The sequence below is a fragment of the Mesorhizobium sp. B1-1-7 genome (genome assembly GCF_006442705.1).
Taxonomy (GTDB): Bacteria; Pseudomonadota; Alphaproteobacteria; order Rhizobiales; family Rhizobiaceae; genus Mesorhizobium; species Mesorhizobium opportunistum.
The window spans coordinates 232,433-252,050 of sequence record NZ_VFWQ01000009.1 but is presented as its reverse complement, the minus strand read 5'-3'; the positions used below and the strand labels follow the sequence as shown (position 1 = coordinate 252,050).

General features: G+C 63.2%; 18 protein-coding genes. 3 read left to right on the top strand and 15 right to left on the bottom strand.

What is annotated here, in order from left to right:
- Nucleotides 1-7: 7 nt before the first annotated feature.
- Nucleotides 8-910 (top strand): DMT family transporter, encoded by a 903-nt coding sequence (locus FJ978_RS17595; protein WP_140573094.1) that lies wholly within the window; start codon nucleotides 8-10, stop codon nucleotides 908-910.
- Nucleotides 911-964: 54 nt separating this feature from the next.
- On the opposite strand, the gene serA is transcribed toward FJ978_RS17595, so the two are convergent.
- The 5 genes from serA to glmM all read right to left on the bottom strand — a co-directional run bounded on the left by serA (nucleotide 965) and on the right by glmM (nucleotide 7,451).
- Complete coding sequence (gene serA / locus FJ978_RS17590) at nucleotides 965-2,566, bottom strand: phosphoglycerate dehydrogenase (protein ID WP_013892548.1); 1,602 nt, start codon at nucleotides 2,564-2,566, stop codon at nucleotides 965-967.
- A 58-nt stretch (nucleotides 2,567-2,624) separates the two neighbouring features.
- Complete coding sequence (locus FJ978_RS17585; RefSeq protein WP_140573093.1) at nucleotides 2,625-3,800, bottom strand: phosphoserine transaminase; 1,176 nt, start codon at nucleotides 3,798-3,800, stop codon at nucleotides 2,625-2,627.
- A 201-nt stretch (nucleotides 3,801-4,001) separates the two neighbouring features.
- On the bottom strand, nucleotides 4,002-4,784 hold the full coding sequence (locus FJ978_RS17580; RefSeq protein WP_013892546.1) for an outer membrane protein: 783 nt from the start codon (nucleotides 4,782-4,784) through the stop codon (nucleotides 4,002-4,004).
- 219 nt (nucleotides 4,785-5,003) lie between these two features.
- Nucleotides 5,004-5,852 carry an outer membrane protein gene (locus tag FJ978_RS17575; protein ID WP_013892545.1) on the bottom strand — a complete coding sequence of 283 codons (849 nt, stop codon included), beginning with the start codon at nucleotides 5,850-5,852 and terminating at the stop codon, nucleotides 5,004-5,006.
- A gap of 246 nt (nucleotides 5,853-6,098) precedes the next feature.
- Nucleotides 6,099-7,451 carry a phosphoglucosamine mutase gene (gene glmM / locus FJ978_RS17570; RefSeq protein WP_140573092.1) on the bottom strand — a complete coding sequence of 451 codons (1,353 nt, stop codon included), beginning with the start codon at nucleotides 7,449-7,451 and terminating at the stop codon, nucleotides 6,099-6,101.
- A 357-nt stretch (nucleotides 7,452-7,808) separates the two neighbouring features.
- On the opposite strand from glmM, the gene FJ978_RS17565 reads away from it, so the two are divergent.
- Entirely contained in the window at nucleotides 7,809-8,681 is an 873-nt protein-coding gene (locus FJ978_RS17565; protein WP_140573091.1) for a hypothetical protein, read from the top strand.
- A 217-nt stretch (nucleotides 8,682-8,898) separates the two neighbouring features.
- Nucleotides 8,899-9,357, top strand: coding sequence for a hypothetical protein (locus FJ978_RS17560; protein ID WP_140573090.1), 459 nt, complete (start codon nucleotides 8,899-8,901; stop codon nucleotides 9,355-9,357).
- A gap of 127 nt (nucleotides 9,358-9,484) precedes the next feature.
- On the opposite strand, the gene ftsH is transcribed toward FJ978_RS17560, so the two are convergent.
- From ftsH to FJ978_RS17510, 10 genes are all read right to left on the bottom strand, one after another.
- Nucleotides 9,485-11,413 carry an ATP-dependent zinc metalloprotease FtsH gene (gene ftsH, locus FJ978_RS17555; protein WP_140573089.1) on the bottom strand — a complete coding sequence of 643 codons (1,929 nt, stop codon included), beginning with the start codon at nucleotides 11,411-11,413 and terminating at the stop codon, nucleotides 9,485-9,487.
- A 122-nt stretch (nucleotides 11,414-11,535) separates the two neighbouring features.
- A complete protein-coding gene (tilS, locus tag FJ978_RS17550) occupies nucleotides 11,536-12,903 on the bottom strand; it encodes a tRNA lysidine(34) synthetase TilS (protein WP_140573150.1) in 1,368 nt (455 codons plus the stop codon).
- Between the two features lie 40 nt (nucleotides 12,904-12,943).
- Entirely contained in the window at nucleotides 12,944-14,050 is a 1,107-nt protein-coding gene (gene ybgF / locus FJ978_RS17545; RefSeq protein ID WP_140573088.1) for a tol-pal system protein YbgF, read from the bottom strand.
- A 223-nt stretch (nucleotides 14,051-14,273) separates the two neighbouring features.
- Nucleotides 14,274-14,780 (bottom strand): peptidoglycan-associated lipoprotein Pal, encoded by a 507-nt coding sequence (pal, locus tag FJ978_RS17540; protein WP_013892538.1) that lies wholly within the window; start codon nucleotides 14,778-14,780, stop codon nucleotides 14,274-14,276.
- A gap of 248 nt (nucleotides 14,781-15,028) precedes the next feature.
- Nucleotides 15,029-16,312, bottom strand: coding sequence for a Tol-Pal system beta propeller repeat protein TolB (gene tolB / locus FJ978_RS17535; RefSeq protein ID WP_246678160.1), 1,284 nt, complete (start codon nucleotides 16,310-16,312; stop codon nucleotides 15,029-15,031).
- Between the two features lie 66 nt (nucleotides 16,313-16,378).
- Nucleotides 16,379-17,551, bottom strand: coding sequence for a TonB family protein (locus tag FJ978_RS17530; protein WP_140573086.1), 1,173 nt, complete (start codon nucleotides 17,549-17,551; stop codon nucleotides 16,379-16,381).
- An 8-nt stretch (nucleotides 17,552-17,559) separates the two neighbouring features.
- On the bottom strand, nucleotides 17,560-18,012 hold the full coding sequence (gene tolR / locus FJ978_RS17525) for a protein TolR (protein WP_013892535.1): 453 nt from the start codon (nucleotides 18,010-18,012) through the stop codon (nucleotides 17,560-17,562).
- Between the two features lie 12 nt (nucleotides 18,013-18,024).
- Nucleotides 18,025-18,735 carry a protein TolQ gene (gene tolQ, locus FJ978_RS17520; protein WP_023766137.1) on the bottom strand — a complete coding sequence of 237 codons (711 nt, stop codon included), beginning with the start codon at nucleotides 18,733-18,735 and terminating at the stop codon, nucleotides 18,025-18,027.
- A 284-nt stretch (nucleotides 18,736-19,019) separates the two neighbouring features.
- Complete coding sequence (locus tag FJ978_RS17515) at nucleotides 19,020-19,334, bottom strand: type II toxin-antitoxin system RelE/ParE family toxin (protein WP_140573085.1); 315 nt, start codon at nucleotides 19,332-19,334, stop codon at nucleotides 19,020-19,022.
- Complete coding sequence (locus tag FJ978_RS17510; protein ID WP_140573084.1) at nucleotides 19,324-19,599, bottom strand: type II toxin-antitoxin system ParD family antitoxin; 276 nt, start codon at nucleotides 19,597-19,599, stop codon at nucleotides 19,324-19,326. Before FJ978_RS17510 ends, FJ978_RS17515 begins: the two co-directional genes overlap by 11 nt.
- Nucleotides 19,600-19,618: the final 19 nt, after the last annotated feature.

Here is a 19,618-nt window from a genome sequence, read left to right as displayed (position 1 = left end):
TCCCGCGATGCATCGAAGCGCTTACATATTCCTGCTGCTCACCACGCTGCTGTGGGGTGGCAATTCGGTGGCCGGCAAGCTGGCGGTCGATCACGTCTCGCCGATGACGCTGGTCTTCCTGCGCTGGGTGCTGGCGGTGGCGATCCTGCTGCCGATCGGCTGGCGCACGATCCAGGAAGACTGGCCTGTCGTGCGCCGGCACTGGTTCGTGCTGGCCGCACTTGGGGCCAGCGGCTTCACCCTGTTCAACACCATCTTCTACACCGCGCTCAACTACACGACGGCGATCAATGTCTCGATCGAACAGGCGGCGATGCCGGTCTTGATCATCGTCGCTAATTTCATCTTCTTCCACTTGCGTGTGAGCTGGGCGCAGATTGCCGGCGTGGTGCTGACCATCTTCGGCGTAGTCCTGACTGCCTGCCATGGCGATCCGCGCCGGCTGCTCGCATTGGAACTCAATTTCGGCGACGCCATCATGCTGGTGGCGGTCGTCCTCTACAGCGGCTATTCGGTCGGGCTGCGGATGAAGCCGGTGATGCGTTGGCAGAGCCTGATGCTGTCCCTTGCGCTCGCCGCGCTCATCACCTCGCTGCCCTTCTTCCTGTGGGAGGTCGCCGCCGGCAAGGTCATCGTGCCCGACGCGCGCGGCTGGACGGTGATCGTCTACACCGCGATCGGCGCCTCGGTCATCTCGCAGATAACCTACATCAGGGGCAACGAACTGATCGGCGCCAACCGCGCCGGCCTGTTCATCAATCTGGTGCCGATCTTCGGCACGCTGCTCTCGGTGCTGATCGTCGGCGAGACGTTCCAACTCTATCAGGCGCTGGCACTCGTGCTCGTGCTTGGCGGCATCGCGCTCGCCGAATACAGCGGGCGAAAGACGGCAAATTTGCCGCCAGTCTGAACGAAAGGCACGACCACGCCGCGCCTTTCGAGGCTGAGTGCAAGGTCGCGGTGTCTACACCCCGCTCACGTCGAACTGCAGCCGCTTGGCCGAATCGATCGACTTGTGCGCCCGCACCTGTTCCAGCACCTTTTCCGGGAACGGCGCGTCGAGGTAGAGCAGCGCGATGGCGTCGCCGCCCGGCCGGTTACGGCCAAGCTGGAAATTGGCGATGTTGACGCCGTTCTCGCCGCACACCGTGCCAAGCAGGCCGATGATGCCGGGCGCGTCGGCATTGGTCGTGTAGAGCATGTGCTGGCCGACTTCGGCGTCGAGGTTGATGCCCTTGATCTGGATGAAGCGCGGCTTGCCGTCGGAGAAGCAGGTGCCGGCGATCGAGCGCGTCCTGTGCTCGGTCGTGACGGTCAGCTTGATATAGCCGTCGAACACGCCCGATTTGTCGCGCTTGACTTCCGCGACGATGATGCCGCGCTCCTTCACCATGATCGGCGCCGACACCATGTTGACGTCGGAGACCTGCGGCCGGATCAGGCCGGCAAGTGCGGCACTGATCAGCGCGCGCGTGTTCATCGTCGCGGTCGAGCCGTCGAACAGGATCTCGACCTCCTTGATCGGATCCTCGGTGACCTGGCCGACAAAGGCGCCGAGCACTTCCGCCAGCTTGACGAAAGGCTTCAGCCGCGGCGCTTCCTCCGCCGTGATCGACGGCATGTTGATGGCGTTGGAGACGGCGCCCTTGATCAGATAGTCCGACATCTGTTCGGCGACCTGCAGCGCGACATTCTCCTGCGCTTCCGCCGTCGAGGCGCCGAGATGCGGCGTCGCCACCACGTTCTCCAGGCCGAACAGGGCGTTCTGCTCGGCCGGTTCGACCTCGAACACGTCGATGCCCGCACCCGCGACCTTGCCGCTTTTCAGCGCCGCGATCAGGTCGGCCTCGACGACCAGCCCGCCGCGGGCGCAGTTGATGATGCGCACGCCGTTCTTCATCTTGGCTATTGCCGCGGCGTCGATGATGTTGCGCGTCTTGTCGGTCAGCGGCGTGTGCAGCGTGATGAAGTCCGCGCGGGCGAAAAGCTCGTCCAGTTCCACCTTGTCGACGCCAAGTTCCTCGGCGCGCTTGTCCGACAGGAACGGGTCGAAGGCGATGACATGCATCTTCAGGCCGACGCCGCGCGTCGCGACGATCGAACCGATATTGCCGCAGCCGATGACGCCCAGCGTCTTGCCGGTGATCTCGACGCCCATGAAGCGGTTCTTCTCCCATTTGCCGGCATGGGTCGAGGCATTGGCTTCCGGGATCTGGCGCGCCAGCGCGAAGATCATCGCGACGGCATGTTCGGCCGTCGTGATCGAATTGCCGAAGGGCGTGTTCATCACGATGATGCCCTTGCGGCTGGCCGCCGGGATATCGACATTGTCGACGCCGATGCCGGCGCGGCCGACGACCTTGAGTTTGGTGGCGGCGTTGATCAGCTTTTCGGTGACCTTGGTCGCCGAACGGATGGCGAGGCCATCATACTGGCTGATCACCTCGAGCAGCTTTTCCTTGTCCTTGCCGAGGTCCGGCAGATAGTCGACCTCGATGCCGCGATCCTTGAAGATCTGGACTGCGGTGGTGGAGAGTTTATCCGAAACGAGAACGCGGGGCGCCATGGCGGCCTCCTTGAAATGGATTGTCGGGAAATGGCGGCCCGCGGGCCGCCACGAAATCTCAGGCCGCCGCTTTCAGCGACGCCTTCTGCGCGGCGAAGGCCCAATCGAGCCAAGGCAGCAGCGCTTCGAGGTCCGAAGCCTCGACCGTTGCGCCACACCAGATGCGCAGGCCGGGGGGCGCGTCGCGATAGGAGCCGATGTCGTAGGCGACGCCCTCCTTGTCGAGCGCCGAGACCAGTCCCTTGGCGAAAGCCGCCTGCGCGTCGGCATCGAGTGCCGCGACTTGCGGATCGGTGAAGGACAGGCAGACGGAGGTGTTCGACCGCGTCGCCGGCAGGGCGGCAAGATGGCCAAGCCATGCGGACTTGTCGACGAAGCGATCGAGCACCGCGGCATTGGCGTCGGCCCTGGCGACCAGGGCATCGAGGCCGCCGATCGACTTCGCCCAGTTGAGCGCGTCGAGGTAATCCTCGACGCACAGCATCGACGGCGTGTTGATGGTCTCGCCCTTGAAGATACCTTCGATCAGTTTGCCGCCCGAGGTCAGGCGGAAGATTTTCGGCAGCGGCCATGAAGGCTTGTAGCTCTCCAGCCGCGCGACGGCGCGCGGCGACAGGATCAGCATGCCGTGCGCGCCCTCGCCGCCCAGCACTTTCTGCCAGGAGAAGGTGACGACATCGAGTTTCTCGAAATCGAGCTTTTGCGCGAAAGCGGCTGAAGTCGCGTCGCAGATGGTCAGGCCTTGGCGGTTGGCCGGAATGAAATCGCCGTTCGGCACGCGCACGCCCGACGTGGTGCCGTTCCAGGTGAAGACCACGTCGCGGTCGAAATCGATCTTGGTGAGATCAGGCAGTTCGCCATAGCCGGCCTCGATCTTGCGCACGTCGGCGAGCTTCAGCTGCTTGACCACGTCGGTGACCCAGCCGGAGCCAAAGCTCTCCCAGGCGACCATGTCGACGCCGCGCTCGCCGAGCAGCGACCAAAGCGCCATCTCGACGGCGCCGGTGTCCGACGCCGGCACGATGCCGATGCGGTAGTCAGCCGGGACGTTGAGGATTTCGCGCGTCAGCTCGATTGCTTGTTCGAGCTTGGTCTTGCCGATCTTGGCGCGATGGGAACGGCCGAGCGCGGCATGCTTCAGCGCCTCGACCGACCAGCCGGGGCGTTTTGCGCAGGGACCTGAGGAGAAATTGGGATTTGCCGGACGGAGTCCGGGCTTCGTAGGCGTGGTCATCGTGGTCTATCCTTCCAGATAGTGGCCCCTCGTTGGGGAGGGGTGGCCCACGGACGGCGATATGCGTTCAGGTCCCAGGCGTCAAGGGAAAAGTTTTTGTCGCTGGCAGGATACTGGCGATCCTTGATCAGGATCTCGTGATTTCAAACGCAAACGGCGGACCCCAGGGATCCGCCGCCGAAATCCTCGTCTGCCCAAGGCCTACCAGAGATCGTATCTCAGGCCGAGCTTGACCTGGTGATTGCTGATCCCCTTTTTGACTGGAAAGGAGGTCAGGCTTTCGGCTGTCACATATTCGGCGTCCGGGGCGGAGAAGTACTGATAGCCCAGATCGACGGAAACATTCTTCGTCACCTGGTAAGCCAGACCGGCATTCAGTGTGTAGGCCAGCGAGTACTGGTTCTTGTTGTCCTGCTGGGTGAGATTGTTTGCCGGGTCATTGTTATCGATGTAGGTCGCCGAAAGCTTGCGCGTACTGCGGACGACACCGACGCCAGCGCCGACATAAGGCGTGATCCCGACGTAGGTGCCAAGATCGACATAGCCGTTGAGCATGCCCGAGAAGGCATAGTTCTTCAGCGATGCCGATCCCACGGTCGGCAATGTCGGCGACGTTACGACCGCTGAATCATTGTAGCTGGCGTTGGCGCTGTTGCCGGGCAGATAGCCGAAGTTGAGATCGGCGCGGAGGTAATCGTTGAAATGATATCCGAAGCCTACGCTCCCGAAAAATGCGTCTTCGCTCTGACTGAAGCTTTCGTTGTTGATCGTTGACGGGAAGGTGAAATCCCCATTCTTGAAGTTCTTCTCCGCCAGGTAGGAGACATCGCCGCGCAGATACCAGCCGGAGCCAACCTCGACAGGCACGTAATCGGGCGCCTGGTCGACATAGATCGGAGGATCGTAGTCGGCGGCCAGGGCTGGTGTCAGCGGCAACAGGCTGAGCGCGGCAAGCGCCTGCGCCATACGCGATGTGAGTGTCATGTCCCCGGCTCCCGCATTCGGCCCCGTCCGCGATCGTGACGGCTGCCATCGTTTCAAGGAGCATTGTTAACCATAGTGGTTAAGTCGGGGTTAAGGCTAACAGAGCGTTAGCGGATTGATTTCGCACGCGAACTCATCCGGGCCGCCCGGCGCGAGACCGCCAAACGAAAACCGCCCGGCTCAGCCGGGCGGTTCGCGATTGTTCCGATGTCGGAGGTGTTACTTGGTGTAGATCGGCTCGGGTTCGGGCTGGTAGGCCACCACCGGTGCGGCGCATCCATTGTTGCCGCCGAACTGGTAGCGCAGGCCGCCGCGCACTTCGTGGGTGTTGATGCCACGGTCGAAGCCAGGACCGGCGCTGCTCACATCCCATTCGAACATGCGGCCGCCCTGGATATGGGAGAAGCGGTAGCCTGCATCGAGGATAATCTTGTCGGTCAGGCAGTAGGAGGCACCGGCCATCAGGGCATAGGCAAAGCGCCAGTTGGACGAGCCGGGATTGGTCTCGGTGGTGTTCGGGTCGTAGACGGTGTCCCATTTGACATGCGCGCCACCGATACCGGCGCCGACATAGGGCGTGATGCCGTGGTAGGTGCCGATATCGACATAGGCGTTGGCGAGCAGCAGCAAGGCGCTCATCTTCGACACTTCGACGGAGGTCGTGGGGTTGCCACCCGAGTCAAAGCCGGAGGTGCTGCCATTGAAGTTCGACTTGAACCAGTAGTCGGCGGTCAGATCGGTGCGGAAGTGATCGTTGATCTTGTAACCGACGCCGCCGCCGAGCGAGAAACCGCCCTTGAGCTTGCCGGAATCGAAACTGTTGCTGCCCGGCGTGACCACGTTACAGGGACAGATGGTGTAGGTCGTGTAGTCGATGCCGCGCACGTCGGACTTGTGATAGTCGATGTCGCCACGGATATACCAGCCGCCGACATCGGCAACCGGCTGTTCGTAAACCGGCGGCGGTGCCTCTTCGACCTGCGGCTCCGGCAGGTCGGCCGCGAACACTGGCCAGGCCAGACCCGCGAACAGCAACGCGAACAGGGCCTTTCTTGCTGTATTGAACATGCTTGTCACCCCTAGAACCCTCGGAACGGCGATCGTGTCCGAATAAGATTTGGCTTTCAGGCGTGGATAATGAATTGCAAAAGTTAAAAGGCATTTAACCCTGTCGATTAACCACGAATCTCTAGAATCCGAAGCATTCGAGGGTAATTATCGAGAGCGGGATCGGTCCTGCCGCCAACGAAAAAAGCCCGCCGGAGGGGCGGGCCTTCGATGTAACCAGGGCGAAGCCGCGGCGCGCGCCGGAGATCAGGCGGCGCTGCGGTTTTCGGAGATGACCTCGACGATGTCGTTGACGACGGCCTCGACCAGTTGCGGATCGTCGCCCTCGGCCATGACACGGATCAGCGGTTCGGTGCCCGATGGCCGGATGACCAGCCGCCCGGCCTTGCCGAGGCGATGACGGGCATCCTCGATGGCGGCCTGGACCGGGGCTTCCTCGAGCGGCTTGCCGCCGGCGATGCGGACATTCTTCAGGAGTTGCGGCACCGGCTCGAACTTCTTCGACAGTTCGCTGACCGGCCTGCCCTGCCGCTTGATGCAGGCCAGCACCTGCAGGGCCGAGACGAGACCGTCGCCGGTGGTCGAGAAATCCGACAGCACGATGTGGCCCGACTGTTCGCCGCCGACATTGAGCCCGTGCGCGCGCATATGCTCCACGACGTAGCGGTCGCCGACCTTGGTGCGGTGCAATTGCAGCTTCATGTCGCCGAGGAACCGTTCCAGCCCGAGATTGGACATGACCGTCGAAACGACGCCGCCGCCGGCAAGCCGCCCGCTCTGGTGCCAGGACTCGGCGATCAGTGCCATGATCTGGTCGCCGTCGACGATGGCGCCATTTTCATCGACGATGACGACGCGGTCGGCGTCGCCGTCGAGCGCGATGCCGATGTCGGCGCGCACTTCGTGCACTTTCTTCTGCAGCCCCGCCGGATGGGTCGAGCCGCATTCCTTGTTGATGTTGAAGCCGTTGGGTTCGACATTGATGGCCACGACTTCGGCGCCGAGTTCCCACAGCGCCTCGGGCGCCACCTTGTAGGCCGCGCCATTGGCGCAATCGACGACGATCCTGAGGCCCGAAAGCGACATCGAGCGCGGTAAGGTGCGCTTGGCGAATTCGATGTAGCGGTCATGCACGCCGTCGACGCGCTTGGCCCGGCCAAGCCCGTCGGAATCGGCGAGCGCCAGTTCGATATCCTTGTCGAGCATGCTCTCGATGCGCTCTTCGATCTCGTCGGAGAGCTTGTAGCCATCTGGCCCGAACAGCTTGATGCCGTTGTCGTAATAGGGGTTGTGCGAAGCCGAGATCATGACGCCGATGTCGGCCCGCAGCGAACGCACCAGCATGGCCACCGCCGGCGTCGGGATGGGGCCGAGCAGGAACACATCCATGCCGGCGGCGCAAAGACCGGCCACCATGGCGTTCTCGATCATGTAGCCGGAAAGCCTGGTATCCTTGCCCAGAACGACACGATGGCGATGGTTGCCGCGCTGGAACGAAAGGCCGGCGGCCATGCCGACCCGCATGGCGATTTCCGCGGTCATTGGAAACTTGTTGGCGCGCCCGCGAATGCCGTCCGTGCCGAAGTAATTTCCCGCCATGCTAACCAGCATCCCTGATTGTTATTAGCCGGCACGTCATGCCACAATTGGCCCGCGCCCTTTGATCACATTGTGTGATTATATGTTACCATTCCTTAGAAAATCATTGTTGTGCACTGCACACAACCTGACCTGCTGAGACTGCCACGTCGCAATATACCAGTCACGTTAGCCTTTCAGCGTAGATGCACCTGGAAAAAATTGTCCTCAAGTCCAACAGTCCGAACAATTTCATCACCTTGCCGCGAGGCTCCGGCTTTCGGCGACATATACGCTACTTAGCATCTGGCGCAACCGACCGTTGAGCGTTATTGATTCGCAGGGACGTATCATGGGCTGCTGCAACGGAGAAACGCTATGCTCATCCACCGACTTGCCACTTTGACCGGCCTCGCCGTCGTGACGTTGTTCCTGGCCGCGCCAGCCAACGCACTGACGATGGCCGAATGCAGCACGAAGTATAACGCGGCCAAGGACGCGGGGACCCTTTCCGGACAGACCTGGAACCAGTTCCGCAAGGCGCAGTGCGGCACCGACGCCGCCGCCACCACCGACACCAAGCCGGCCGCCACCACCGGCACCAAGCCGGCCGCCACCACCAAGGCCGAAACCAAGGCTGCCGAAACCAAGCCCGCCAAGGCAGCAAAGGCTGCCGCCGCCGACAGCACGGCCAAGGGCCTGACGGCCAAGGAATGCAGCGCCAAGTACCAGGCGGCGAAGTCCGCCGGCACGCTGAACGGCATGAAGTGGAACGACTTCCGCAAGGCCGAGTGCGCCGCCGGCGCATCCGCTGCCACCGACACGACCAAGCCGGCCACCACAAAGGCAGCCGCGGCTCCCGCAGACGGCGGCAAGGGCCTGAGCATGGCCGAGTGCAGCACCAAGTACCAGGCTGCCAAGACGGCGAACACGCTGAACGGCATGAAGTGGAACGACTTCCGCAAGGCCGAATGCGGTGCCGGCGCCTCCGATGACGACACCGTGCCTGCCCCCAGCGAGGCGAGCTATACCAAGGAGCCGGCAAAGCCGACGACGGTCGCGCCCAAGGGCGTTACCTTCCCGTCCGCGATCTCGCCGAAATATGCCAGCGAGACCCCCGGAAAGGGCCGCATGCATACCTGCCTTGACCAGTATTACACCCTCAAGGACGCTAACGCGCTTGGCGGCCTGAAGTGGATCCAGAAGGGCGGCGGTTTCTACAGCCTGTGCAATGCCAAGCTGAAGAGCTGATCTCCAGCAGCATTCTGAAAAAATATAGGCCCGCGAGCCGCGAGGTTCGCGGGCTTTTTGTTGCGCGTGACAGCGCCCCGGCTTGCTCGCTTGTGTACATGACCGAGTTGTCGGTCCCATCAGTTCGTGTGCTCTTGGCGAAAGATTCCTGTTGAACATAACAAGAACAAAAAGTATACAAAAAGACGTCAAACTTGTTATCAACTAGGAGGGTCTTATGTCCAGTTTGAAATTGGCGGTATTGGCCGCGACGGCATTGGTTTCTTGGAGCGTCGCCCCTGCAAGCGCACTGACGATGAAGGAATGCGGCGAAACCTATCGAATCGCCAAGGAGGGCGGCACACTGAACGGCATGGACTGGGCCGCTTTCCGTAAGGAGAAATGCGCGACGTCCCTCGCCGAGGGTGTCAGCGCAGATACGGCCAAAACCGCGCAGCAGCCGAAGGACGAAGCCAGTCCGGCGTCCGCCCCCACCGTGGCGCCGGCGGGCGTCACATTCCCGACTACCCTCGCCGCCGAGTTCAAGACCGAAAAGCCCGCCAAGGCACGGATGAAAACCTGCCTGCAGGGTTACCACGGCAACAAGGAGGCGGGTACGTTGGACGGCCTTCGCTGGATCCAGAAGGGCGGCGGCTATTACAGCCTGTGCAATGCGCGGCTGAAAGCTGAATCATGAGGAACCATCCGGCAAACCCCGAAGCGCCAAGCGCCTGAGCGAATGCAGGCGGGGTGCTTGAAAAGCGAATGATTTCAGGTCGATCGACCTGAAATCATTCCGCCTCCATCGCAAAGGTGCAGCGCATTCAGCTTGACGGCTGCGGCTCCATGCCGCCTTCGGGCTCGGGCCCCTTCTTGCGGCGACCACCGGACTTCGGCACGGCCGAGCCGCGGCTCGGAGGGGTATCATCCCCCAAATCTCGCGCGGGCTTGTTGCCCGCGATCAGTTGCTTGATCTCGTCGCCCGACAGCGTCTCGTATTCGAGCAGGCCCTGCGCCAGTGCGATCCATTCCTTCTTCTTCTTGGTCAGGATGGACTTCGCCGTCGAATAGGCCTCGTCGATCAGGCGGCGCACTTCGGCGTCGATGATCTGCGCGGTCTCTTCCGAGATGTTCTGCGTGCGCGCCACCGAATGGCCGAGGAAGACTTCCTCCTGGTTGTCGCCATAGGCGACATGGCCGAGCTTGTCGGAGAAGCCCCAGCGCGTGACCATGGCGCGTGCCAGTTTGGTCGCCTGCTCGATGTCGGAGGACGCGCCCGAGGTGATGTTCTCCTTGCCGAACTTGAACTCCTCGGCGACGCGGCCACCCATCATGATGGCGAGGCGCGAGATCATGTATTTGTAGCTCATCGAATAGCGATCGCCTTCCGGCAACTGCATGACCATTCCGAGCGCGCGGCCGCGCGGGATGATGGTGGCCTTGTGCAGCGGATCGGCCGACGGCACGTTGAGCGCCAGGATGGCGTGACCCGCCTCGTGATAAGCGGTCAGCTCCTTCTCGGCCTGGGTCATGGCCGACGAGCGGCGCTCCGCGCCCATCATGATCTTGTCCTTGGCGTCCTCGAACTCAGCCATGGTGACGAGGCGCTTGTTACGCCGCGCCGCCATCAGCGCCGATTCGTTGACGAGGTTCATCAGGTCGGCGCCGGAAAAGCCGGGCGTGCCGCGGGCCACGACCTTGAGATCGACATTGGGTGCCAGAGGCACGTTGCGCACATGCACCTTGAGGATCTTCTCGCGGCCGACGATGTCGGGATTCGGAACCACCACCTGGCGGTCGAAACGGCCCGGACGCAACAGCGCCGGATCGAGCACGTCGGGACGGTTGGTGGCGGCGATCAGAATGATGCTTTCGTTGGACTCGAAACCGTCCATCTCGACCAGCAGCTGGTTCAGCGTCTGCTCGCGCTCGTCATTGCCACCGCCGAGGCCGGCGCCGCGATGGCGGCCGACAGCGTCGATTTCGTCGATGAAGATGATGCAGGGCGCATTCTTCTTGGCCTGGTCGAACATGTCGCGCACGCGGCTGGCGCCGACGCCGACGAACATCTCGACGAAGTCCGAGCCTGAAATGGTGAAGAACGGCACGTTGGCTTCGCCGGCGACCGAGCGGGCAAGCAGCGTCTTGCCGGTGCCGGGAGGGCCGACCAGCAGCACGCCGCGCGGAATCTTGCCGCCGAGGCGCTGGAACTTCTGCGGATCGCGCAGGAATTCGACGATCTCTTCCAAGTCTTCCTTGGCTTCGTCGACGCCGGCGACGTCCTGGAAGGTGACGCGGCCATGCGCCTCGGTCAGAAGCTTGGCCTTCGACTTGCCAAAACCCATGGCGCGCCCGGATCCGGACTGCATCTGGCGCATGAAGAATATCCAGACACCGAGAATAAGGATCATCGGCAGCCAGGAGATCAGGTAACCGAACAGCGAGTTGGAGCCGTCGGTCTCTGGCCGCGCGTTGATGATGACGTTCTTGTCCTGCAGCCGCGAAACGAGCTGGGGATCGCCGGGTGAATAGGTCTGGAAGCCGCTGGAATTGTCGGTGTAGGTGCCGGTGATGCGGGCACCCGCGATGGTCACCGTCTTGACCCGGCCGGCGCCGACATCCTGGAGGAACTGCGAATAAGGCACATCGCTCGAAGCCCCGCGCGTCTGCGGCGTCTGGAACAGATTGAACAGGGCGATGAGCAGGACCGCTATGATCGCCCAGAGCGCGAGGTTGCGATAGTTCGGATTCATCAATTGTCCCGTTGGCGTCCGCTTGCGGACAGCATCATGAGAGGAAACTTGCGCCTAACATAGGGAGAGCGTCCCCCCTTGCCAAGCAGAACAGCATGTCTGGGTTAAGCTTTCGACCACCGTCAACCGGCACTGTGGCCGCCGGAAGGCAAGGCGGGAAGCGATGGCGCGTCAATCAGGCCGGCGATGGCCCGCGCCGGCGCCAGGTCGAAGGATGGCAGGAAGCGGGCAAAAGGCGCAACGACCGGCCGCGCGTCGAACCCTGGCGATGCCGGTTCGCCCTGCGGCACATCAGGGTTTTCAAAGGCTTGCCGCGATGTCGGTTCCGCAGCCAACGCAGCGCGCATCAGGCTTGCCGGGGTTTCTCCCGCGTCGATCGACAGCCGCTTCGCTGCTGCCGCACCCAGCGGCGCGATCAACAATTCGGCGGAGCTGTCGTTCAATGTGATGTGGCGGCGGCCATCCCAGATGGTGTTGTCGATGGCCGCGGCGGCGGGCGGCAAGCCACGCGCCTCGCGGCGCAGGAAGATACCGGCACGCCGGAAATCGACCACCGTCCGCGACAATGTGGCACAAAGAAATCCGGCCTTCAGCCGGCCGAACAGCACCTCGCCGCGGGTCTGGTCCGGCAGGAAGGCAAGCCCTCCGACGGTCGCCAGCAGGATACGCAACGCATAGATGGCCGCGCGCTCGTCGCCGGTCGAGAGCAGTTGCGGGTCGAGGCGCACAAGGCCCGTGGCTGGCTGGCTGGCAAAACGCCGGATCAGGTCGGCAGCATCGAGACCAAGCTGTCCGCGCTCGATGGCAGCCTGGCTGGCCAGGACCAAAGCCTCGTCCATGCGGCGGACATTGTCGCCGGCAAGTGCCGCTCTCACGCGCGGTCGCTCGAAGCTCTCGTCGCTGTTGGTCGGATCCTCTGCCCAGCCGACATGTTTGCTTTGCAGGAAATCGCGCAGTGCCGCGCGCCGCGTGCCCAGCAGCGGCCGCACGATCCATTCGCGCCAGTCGTAGAGCGTGGCCGGCGCCATGCCGGCCAGCCCCCGACCCTGTACATGGCCCAGGCTCCCGTCGCGGGCGTGGCGCATCAGCACCGTCTCGGCCTGGTCGTCGGCGGTGTGGCCGGTCACGATCAGGCCGATGCCTTCCGCGCGGGCAGCGCTTGCCAGCAACCGGTAGCGCGCCTCCCGTGCCGCCGCCGGCAGACCGGTCGAAGGCTTGCGCCCGGACCAGATCATGGTGCGGTGGGCGATGCCCCGCTCCGCGCAGAGCTTCGCCACGGCTTGCGCCTCCGCCGCCGAGTCCTGCCGCAGGCCATGGTCGATGGTCACCGCCAACAGCTTGGCGGACGGCGCGGATCGATCGAGATGATGTTTGAGAAGCAGAAGCAGGGCGGTCGAATCGCTGCCGCCGGATACGGCCGCAACAGCGCCGTTGGTGAAATCGATATGCGAAAAAAGTCTGGTCGAAAGATCAGGCCCGGAATCGAGCATCAACATCCCGGTTCTTGGGCTGGGACATGCAGACGAAAAATCAGCACGCAGCCAGTGCCTTCTCCTGCTTGACGCGTTCCTTGAGGGCGCTGGAAATGTCGGGATACCGCTTGCCGATCTCGCCGAAAGTGGCGCAGGCGACGTCATGCTGCTTGAGACCGACCAGCGACACGCCGAGCTTCAAGAGCATGTCCGGCGCCTTCTTGGCCTTGGGATAGTCCTTGCTGGCGGCGAGGAAAACCTCTGCCGCGTCGCGGAATTTCTGCTGGCCCAGCAGCGACTCGCCCAGCCAGTAATGCGCGTCGGCCGTCTTGGCATCCCTGGGGAAGCGCGAGATGTGATCGCGGAACCCCTGCTCGGCCGTGCCGTAGTCGCCCGACAGGATGAACTGATAGGAATTGCGGTAAAGCTCCTCCGGATCGTTGGTGGCGGGCAGCGCCGCGACCACCGTGCCGTCGGACTTGCCGGCCTTGGCCGGCGCACCGGTGGCCGGAGCGGCATCCTGTGCCGGCGCGGTCGCCTGGGTGTTGCCGCCGGCGTCGATCACATTGCCGTTCTTGTCGACGGTGATGGAACCAAAGGTCTTTTCCGGTGCTCCCTTTCCAGGGATCACCTTGCCCGGGTCGCCATCGGGCGATTCGACGATGACGTCCTCGACCGTCTTGCCGCCGGCGGACTGATCGCTGCCGGCCGCGGCGCCGGCATCGGCCGGCGCCTGGGTCGCGGGGGCCGAGGCCACGTCGTTGTTGGTGCCGGCATCCGACTTCTTCTGTGCCGGTGCTTGTCCGCCTTGCGCCCCGCCTTCGAGCTGCTGGAAGCGGAACTCGTTGTCTTCCTGCTGCTTGCGGATCTGTTCCTGCATCTGCAGGATCTGGAAATTGAGTTCCTCGATCTTGCCGTTCATCTGCCGCAGCTGATCCTCGAGCGCGGTTGCGCCGGCGCCGTTCGACTGCTGTGCAAGCTGGACCTGGTCCGGTTTCTTCTTGTCGCCGAACAGGCTGGGCAACTCGATCGACGGCAGATGGAAGGAAAAGCCGCTGTCGGTTGATTGCCCCCCGCCGCCAGTCCCCAAGCCGCTAGCCGAGGCTGTGACGCCTGATAGGAGCAGCAGCGCAAGCGTGCCGCTCAGAACCGATCTCAAATGCATGTGCCTCTCGCGTGTGTCGTTAGTTGTCCGCGCCTTCCAATCACCATGAGACCAGCCAAGCGCCCTCGGCTCATAGCAGGGCGCGAGACTTCGGCCAAATTTTGTTTCGGGCAGCCGGATATGAAAAAGGCGGCCGCAGGGGCCGCCTTTCGCAAAGCTGTGTTGCATTTCTGCCGCTACCGCCGCGCCTTCTCCTGGCGCAGCCTGGACGGCCCTGCGCCGATCAGGAACCGGCGCCGCTGAGCGTGGTGACCGCACGGCGGTTCTGCGACCAGCACGAGATGTCGTCGCACACCGCGACCGGGCGTTCCTTGCCGTAGGAAATGGTCTTCAAGCGGCTGGAAGCGACACCCTTGGAAACGAGGAAGTCGCGGGCGGCGGCGGCGCGGCGGGCACCGAGTGCCAGATTGTATTCGCGCGTGCCGCGTTCGTCGGCATGGCCTTCGACGACGATGGCATACTGCTTGTACTGGTTCAGCCACTGCGCCTGCCGGGCGAGCGTCGTCTGCGCATCGGCGCGGATCGAGGACGAGTCCGTGTCGAAGAAGATGCGGTCGCCGATGTTGACGGTGAAGTCCTGCGCCGAGCCGGGCGTTGCGGCACCCGCGCCGTTGAGGCCGAGATCAGCGGCGCTGTTCGGCGTCTTCTTCGAGGCGCAACCGGCGATGGCGAGCATCGCCACCAGCGCGATCATGACCGGGTTTCTGGTAAGTGCTGCGATACGGCCCATGCCGCCTCTCCTTCGTATTTCGAGTGATCGTATTCGAGTGATTTCGTTGATCACCCAGTAACCACGTTTGGGTTAACCGGCATTCAAGAAACACGGTTAATATTAGGTTTAGCTACCCGTCCGCAGCTGTTATCCCCGGGGTCACAATTGGCGCGGACCCTAGGCGGAAATACGGCCAAAACGCGACGAAGGCGTGGAAAAGGGGCCGAAACGGCCCCTTTTCAGCATGTGTGGCAATTCAGCCGAACCTACTCAAGCAGCGGCGACCAGGCCGGATCGGACGCAAAATTCGAAGTCGGGATCGGCTGCTCGTTGCGGCCGGTGAGATCGACCGAAATGAGTTTCGGACCGCCATTGGCGTCGCGGAAGAACATCAGGACGCGGCCGTTCGGCGCCCAAGTCGGCCCTTCCTGCTGGAAGCCCGACGACAGGATGCGCTCGCCCGAACCGTCGGTCTTCATGACGCCGATCTGGAATTCGCCGCCGGTCTGCTTGGTGAAGGCGATGAGGTCACCGCGCGGCGACCACACCGGCGTCGAATAGACGCCGTCGCCGAAGGAGATGCGGGTCTGGCCGGAGCCGTCCGCGCCCATCACGTAGATCTGCGCGCGGCCGCCGCGGTCGGATGTGAACACGACCTTGCTGCCGTCCGGCGAATAGGAAGGCGAGGTGTCGATGGCGGTCGAGTTGGTCAGCCGCGTCGTCGAGCGGCTGCGCAGATCCATGGCGAAGATGTTGGAATTGCCGTCGTCGCGCAGCAGGCTCATGATCACCTTCTGGCCGTCGGGCGAGAAGCGCGGCGCGAACGTCATGCCGGGGAAGTTGCCGACGAGTTCGCGCTGCCCGGTCTCGATCTGCAGGAGATAGACCCGCGGCTGGCCGCTTTCATAGGACATGTAGGTGATCTCTTGCCGGTTCGGCGAGAAGCGCGGCGTCAGCACGATCGACCGGCCGTCCGAGAGGTAACGGACGTTGGCGCCGTCCTGGTCCATGATGGCAAGGCGCTTCTTGCGCGCGTTCTTGGCGCCGGACTCGTCGATGAAGACGACGCGCGTGTCGAAATAGCCCTTCTCGCCGGTCAGCCGCTCGTAGATGGCGTCGGCAATGATGTGGGCGACACGACGCTGGTTGGCGTCGTTGGCGAAGAACTGCTCGCCCGACATCTGCTGGCCGGCAAAAGTATCCCACAACCGGTACTGAGCGCGGATGCGCCCATCGGCCTCCTTGCTGACGCTGCCGGTGACCAGCGCCTGGGCGTTGATCACCTTCCAGTCGTCGAAGCGGGGTGCGGCATCCGGATTCGAGATCTTCTCGATGAAGGCACTCTTGTCGATCGGCGCGAACAGGCCGGAGCGCTTGAGATCGGCGGTGATGATTTGCGAGATCTGGGCACCAAGCGCATCGCCGCCCTGGAAATCCGTGATGGCGATCGGCAACGGCTCGACATTGCCCTTGTTGACGTTGAGCTCGACCAGCGCCAGTGCCGGCAGCGTGCCGGCGGCGGTCATGCCCATCGCCATCGCTGCGATCATCAGGAGCGGCTTGAGGATTGATTTCATGTCTTCTCGCTTCTCATACTGATTTTCGGATGTCAGGGCCTAGAGGCCGAGCATTTCCCTTGGATCGAAGGTGACCCGGATGTCGTTCCAGATGTCTTGCTTGCCGGCGGGAACCTGCAGCCCGGCCACGTCGCATTTCTGCACCGCACGGACCGCGCTCTCATCGAACTGCCGGTTGCCGCTCGATTTTTCTACGGACGGACGACCATCGAGCTTGCCGGAGTTGTCCAGGTTGAAGCGCACCACCACGACGAAACTCTCCGAGCCTTCCAGCCCGGCCGGCAGCGTCCAGCAGCCGCCCAGCTGGCTTTCCAGAGCCCCCTGTTCGGACTTCGAGAGCTTCTGGCCCTGATCCTTGTCACCGCCGAGCGAGGCTTGCTGGGTCGAACGCTTGGCGCCGCCGCCGGACGGCTTCTGCTTGTCGAGGAGAGCAGAGATTTCGTCGGCGTTGAACTGCTTGTCGTCGGACTTAGGCTTGGACGACGCTTCCTTGACCGGCTTGTCGGCATCCTTGCGGTCCGGCGCCTTGGCGCTTTCCGCTTGTGCCGGCTGCGGCTTCGGCCGCGCTTCCGGCGCCGGCGCCGAACTCGGCAATTGGGTCTCTTCGGTCGGCGGGTCCTTCGCTATGGCCTCGGCGACCGCATCAGGCTTGACCTCGGGCGTCGGATCGATAGCGGCGGTCTTGTCCTGCGGCGGCGGGGTCGGCGCCGGCTTGGCCGGCGTCGGCTTGGCCGGCGTCGGCTTGGGCTCCACCTGCTTGACCGGCTCGGGCTTGACCTCTTCCTTGGGCTGCGGCGCCGGCGCCACTTCCGTCGCCGGAATGGGCTTGGGCTTTTCCTGTGGCTTCGGCACGTCCTCGGTCTTCGGCGCTTCCTTGGGAGTCGGCGCAGGCGGCGGAGCCGAGGTCGTATCGACCGGCTTGGGCTTGGCTTCCGGCGTTATCGGCTTGTCGGTGTCGACGCTGTTCTCGCCGACCTTCTGCGCATCCGGCACGATATCGGGACGCTGCGTCGGCAACGGCGCCGGCTTTTCATGCATCACGGCCTTCTTGTCGCCCTGCAATGTCTGCGCGATGGCTTCCATCGGCACGATATCGACCGCGACCGACTCGACATCGGCCGACGGCAGCGCGGCCGGAGCCGACAGGGTGAACAGGCCGAAGGCCAGCACCGCCGTGTGCAGGATCACCGATGTGGTGAGGCCGGTCTTCATCGTCTTGTCTACTGATCCTGTTCCTGCAGTGAAACCAGGCCGATGTTCTTGTAGCCGGCGGCCGAAATGCGGGCCATCACCTTCATCGCCGTGCCGTAGTCGGTGGATTTGTCGCCACGAATAAAGATGCGCTCCTCATAGCCGGTCTTCGAGATCGCCTGCAGCTTGGCTACCAACTCCTCGATCGGAATCTCGGTCTCCTGCAGATAGATCTTACCCGCGGCATCGATCGAGACGGTGATCGGCTGCGTGTCGGCGTTCATCGCCTTGGCCTGCGTATCCGGCAGGTCGATCGGCACGCCAACCGTCAGCATCGGTGCGGCGACCATGAAGATGATCAACAGCACCAGCATGACGTCGACCATCGGCGTGACGTTGATTTCCGACATCAGCCCATGGTGACGGCCGCGCCGCCGGTGGCCGCGCCCGCCGCGCCCTGCCATGCCTACGGACATACCCATCTTTTGTGCTCCTCAGGCCTTCGGCGCGACTTTTTCATCGATTTGGCGCGAGAGTATGGCGGAGAACTCGTCGGAGAACCCTTCCATGCGCACCGCTATCTTGCTCGCGTCGGACGACAGTTTGTTGTAGGCGATGACGGCGGGAATGGCGGCGAGCAGGCCGATGGCCGTCGCCAGCAGTGCCTCGGCGATGCCGGGCGCGACCACCGCAAGGCTGGTGTTCTTGGAACCGGCGATGGCCTGGAACGAGGTCATGATGCCGATGACGGTGCCGAACAGGCCGATAAAGGGGGCGGCCGAGCCGGTGGTGGCGAGGAAGCCGAGGCGCCCCTCCAACTTCTCCATCTCGCGGGTCAGGGCCAGGTCCATGGCCTTGTCGATGCGGGTTTGCAGCCCGAGCGGCGTTTTCGCGCCTTTCTCGAAGCTCTTCTTCCACTCGCGCATGGCGGCGACGAAAATGGCGCCCATGCCTGACGTCTTGCGGTCGGCGAGCGTGCGGTAGAGTTCCTCCAGCGACTGCCCGGACCAGAAGACCTGCTCGAAGCGGTTGAGAGCCAGCCGCATGCGGCCATAGGCAACCAGCTTGTCGATGATGATCGCCCAGGTCCAGACCGAGGCACAAAGCAGCCCGATCATGACCAGCTTGACCACCCAGCTGGCCTGCATGAACAGCGCCCAAATCGACAATTGCGCGCCCGGTTCGGCGAGTGCGATATTTTCCATCGTTACGTCCTTAAGATTTCCGGGCGAAGCTGGCGGCTGGCCCCTGGCATCCCTTGTGTTCGGTTCGCACGAAGCTACCGGGCACCCCAAGTCGAGCCTTTCGCGGCCTTTTCGGGGCAAATATTGGTGAAAGGAAGGCGCTGGATAGCGCCAATCTTCACCAATCTCTTCATGAACCGTTATGGTTAAGGATGGGTTAGTCCGTAAGGCGCGGCGCATTGCCGCGCCCGATGGCGTGGCCGGGGCGCAGACATAAGGGCAGACATAAGGTTTGTGCGATGCGGCTAGAAGTCCGTTTCGTCCACATAATAGGTGGGGTAGTCCTGCCCGCCATAGAGGATACGCAGGATCAGCACCTGCTCTGCGTCGACCCGAAACAGGATCGACGCACGACGTTCGAAGCCGACGACGCGGACGCCGGATCCGACGGCGTCGCGAACGATGCCACGTTCCGGGAACGTGGATAGCGCCATGCATGCTGCCTCAATGCGGTCGATATAGCCACCGGCACGCGCGGCACTGCTTTCCTTTTCGATGTAATTGTAAATGGCAAAGAGATCGGATTGCGCCGAGGGTCTGAAAATGGCCCTATTCGTCACGCGTGGCGACCTTCATCCGGTCTGCATGGTGCTCGCGCAATGCCTTGAACACGTCCTCGGCAGGGATGTCCGCGCGCGGATCGTCGAGAGCCTCCTGCACCTTGGCTCGCATGATGGCGGCGATGACCTGTTCCTCGCGGTCAAGGGCGCGAAGCGCGGCACGCATGACTTCGCTCGCGGAATCATACGCTCCCGACGCCAGGCGGGCGTCGAGGCTGCTCTGCTGGCGTCCGAGCGTTACGCTTATGGGCTTGCTGGTTCTCATGGCGAATGTTTCCTTGCCC

Excerpts from the sequence above, each read along its gene's own strand:
- FJ978_RS17595 (WP_140573094.1), top strand. The coding sequence starts at position 8 with ATGCATCGAAGCGCTTACATATTCCTGCTGCTCACCACGCTGCTGTGG.
- serA (WP_013892548.1), bottom strand. The coding sequence starts at position 2,566 with ATGGCGCCCCGCGTTCTCGTTTCGGATAAACTCTCCACCACCGCAGTC.
- FJ978_RS17585 (WP_140573093.1), bottom strand. The coding sequence starts at position 3,800 with ATGACCACGCCTACGAAGCCCGGACTCCGTCCGGCAAATCCCAATTTC.
- FJ978_RS17580 (WP_013892546.1), bottom strand. The coding sequence starts at position 4,784 with ATGACACTCACATCGCGTATGGCGCAGGCGCTTGCCGCGCTCAGCCTG.
- FJ978_RS17575 (WP_013892545.1), bottom strand. The coding sequence starts at position 5,852 with ATGTTCAATACAGCAAGAAAGGCCCTGTTCGCGTTGCTGTTCGCGGGT.
- glmM (WP_140573092.1), bottom strand. The coding sequence starts at position 7,451 with ATGGCGGGAAATTACTTCGGCACGGACGGCATTCGCGGGCGCGCCAAC.
- FJ978_RS17565 (WP_140573091.1), top strand. The coding sequence starts at position 7,809 with ATGCTCATCCACCGACTTGCCACTTTGACCGGCCTCGCCGTCGTGACG.
- FJ978_RS17560 (WP_140573090.1), top strand. The coding sequence starts at position 8,899 with ATGTCCAGTTTGAAATTGGCGGTATTGGCCGCGACGGCATTGGTTTCT.
- ftsH (WP_140573089.1), bottom strand. The coding sequence starts at position 11,413 with ATGAATCCGAACTATCGCAACCTCGCGCTCTGGGCGATCATAGCGGTC.
- tilS (WP_140573150.1), bottom strand. The coding sequence starts at position 12,903 with ATGCTCGATTCCGGGCCTGATCTTTCGACCAGACTTTTTTCGCATATC.
- ybgF (WP_140573088.1), bottom strand. The coding sequence starts at position 14,050 with ATGCATTTGAGATCGGTTCTGAGCGGCACGCTTGCGCTGCTGCTCCTA.
- pal (WP_013892538.1), bottom strand. The coding sequence starts at position 14,780 with ATGGGCCGTATCGCAGCACTTACCAGAAACCCGGTCATGATCGCGCTG.
- tolB (WP_246678160.1), bottom strand. The coding sequence starts at position 16,312 with ATGATCGCAGCGATGGCGATGGGCATGACCGCCGCCGGCACGCTGCCG.
- FJ978_RS17530 (WP_140573086.1), bottom strand. The coding sequence starts at position 17,551 with ATGAAGACCGGCCTCACCACATCGGTGATCCTGCACACGGCGGTGCTG.
- tolR (WP_013892535.1), bottom strand. The coding sequence starts at position 18,012 with ATGGGTATGTCCGTAGGCATGGCAGGGCGCGGCGGGCGCGGCCACCGG.
- tolQ (WP_023766137.1), bottom strand. The coding sequence starts at position 18,735 with ATGGAAAATATCGCACTCGCCGAACCGGGCGCGCAATTGTCGATTTGG.
- FJ978_RS17510 (WP_140573084.1), bottom strand. The coding sequence starts at position 19,599 with ATGAGAACCAGCAAGCCCATAAGCGTAACGCTCGGACGCCAGCAGAGC.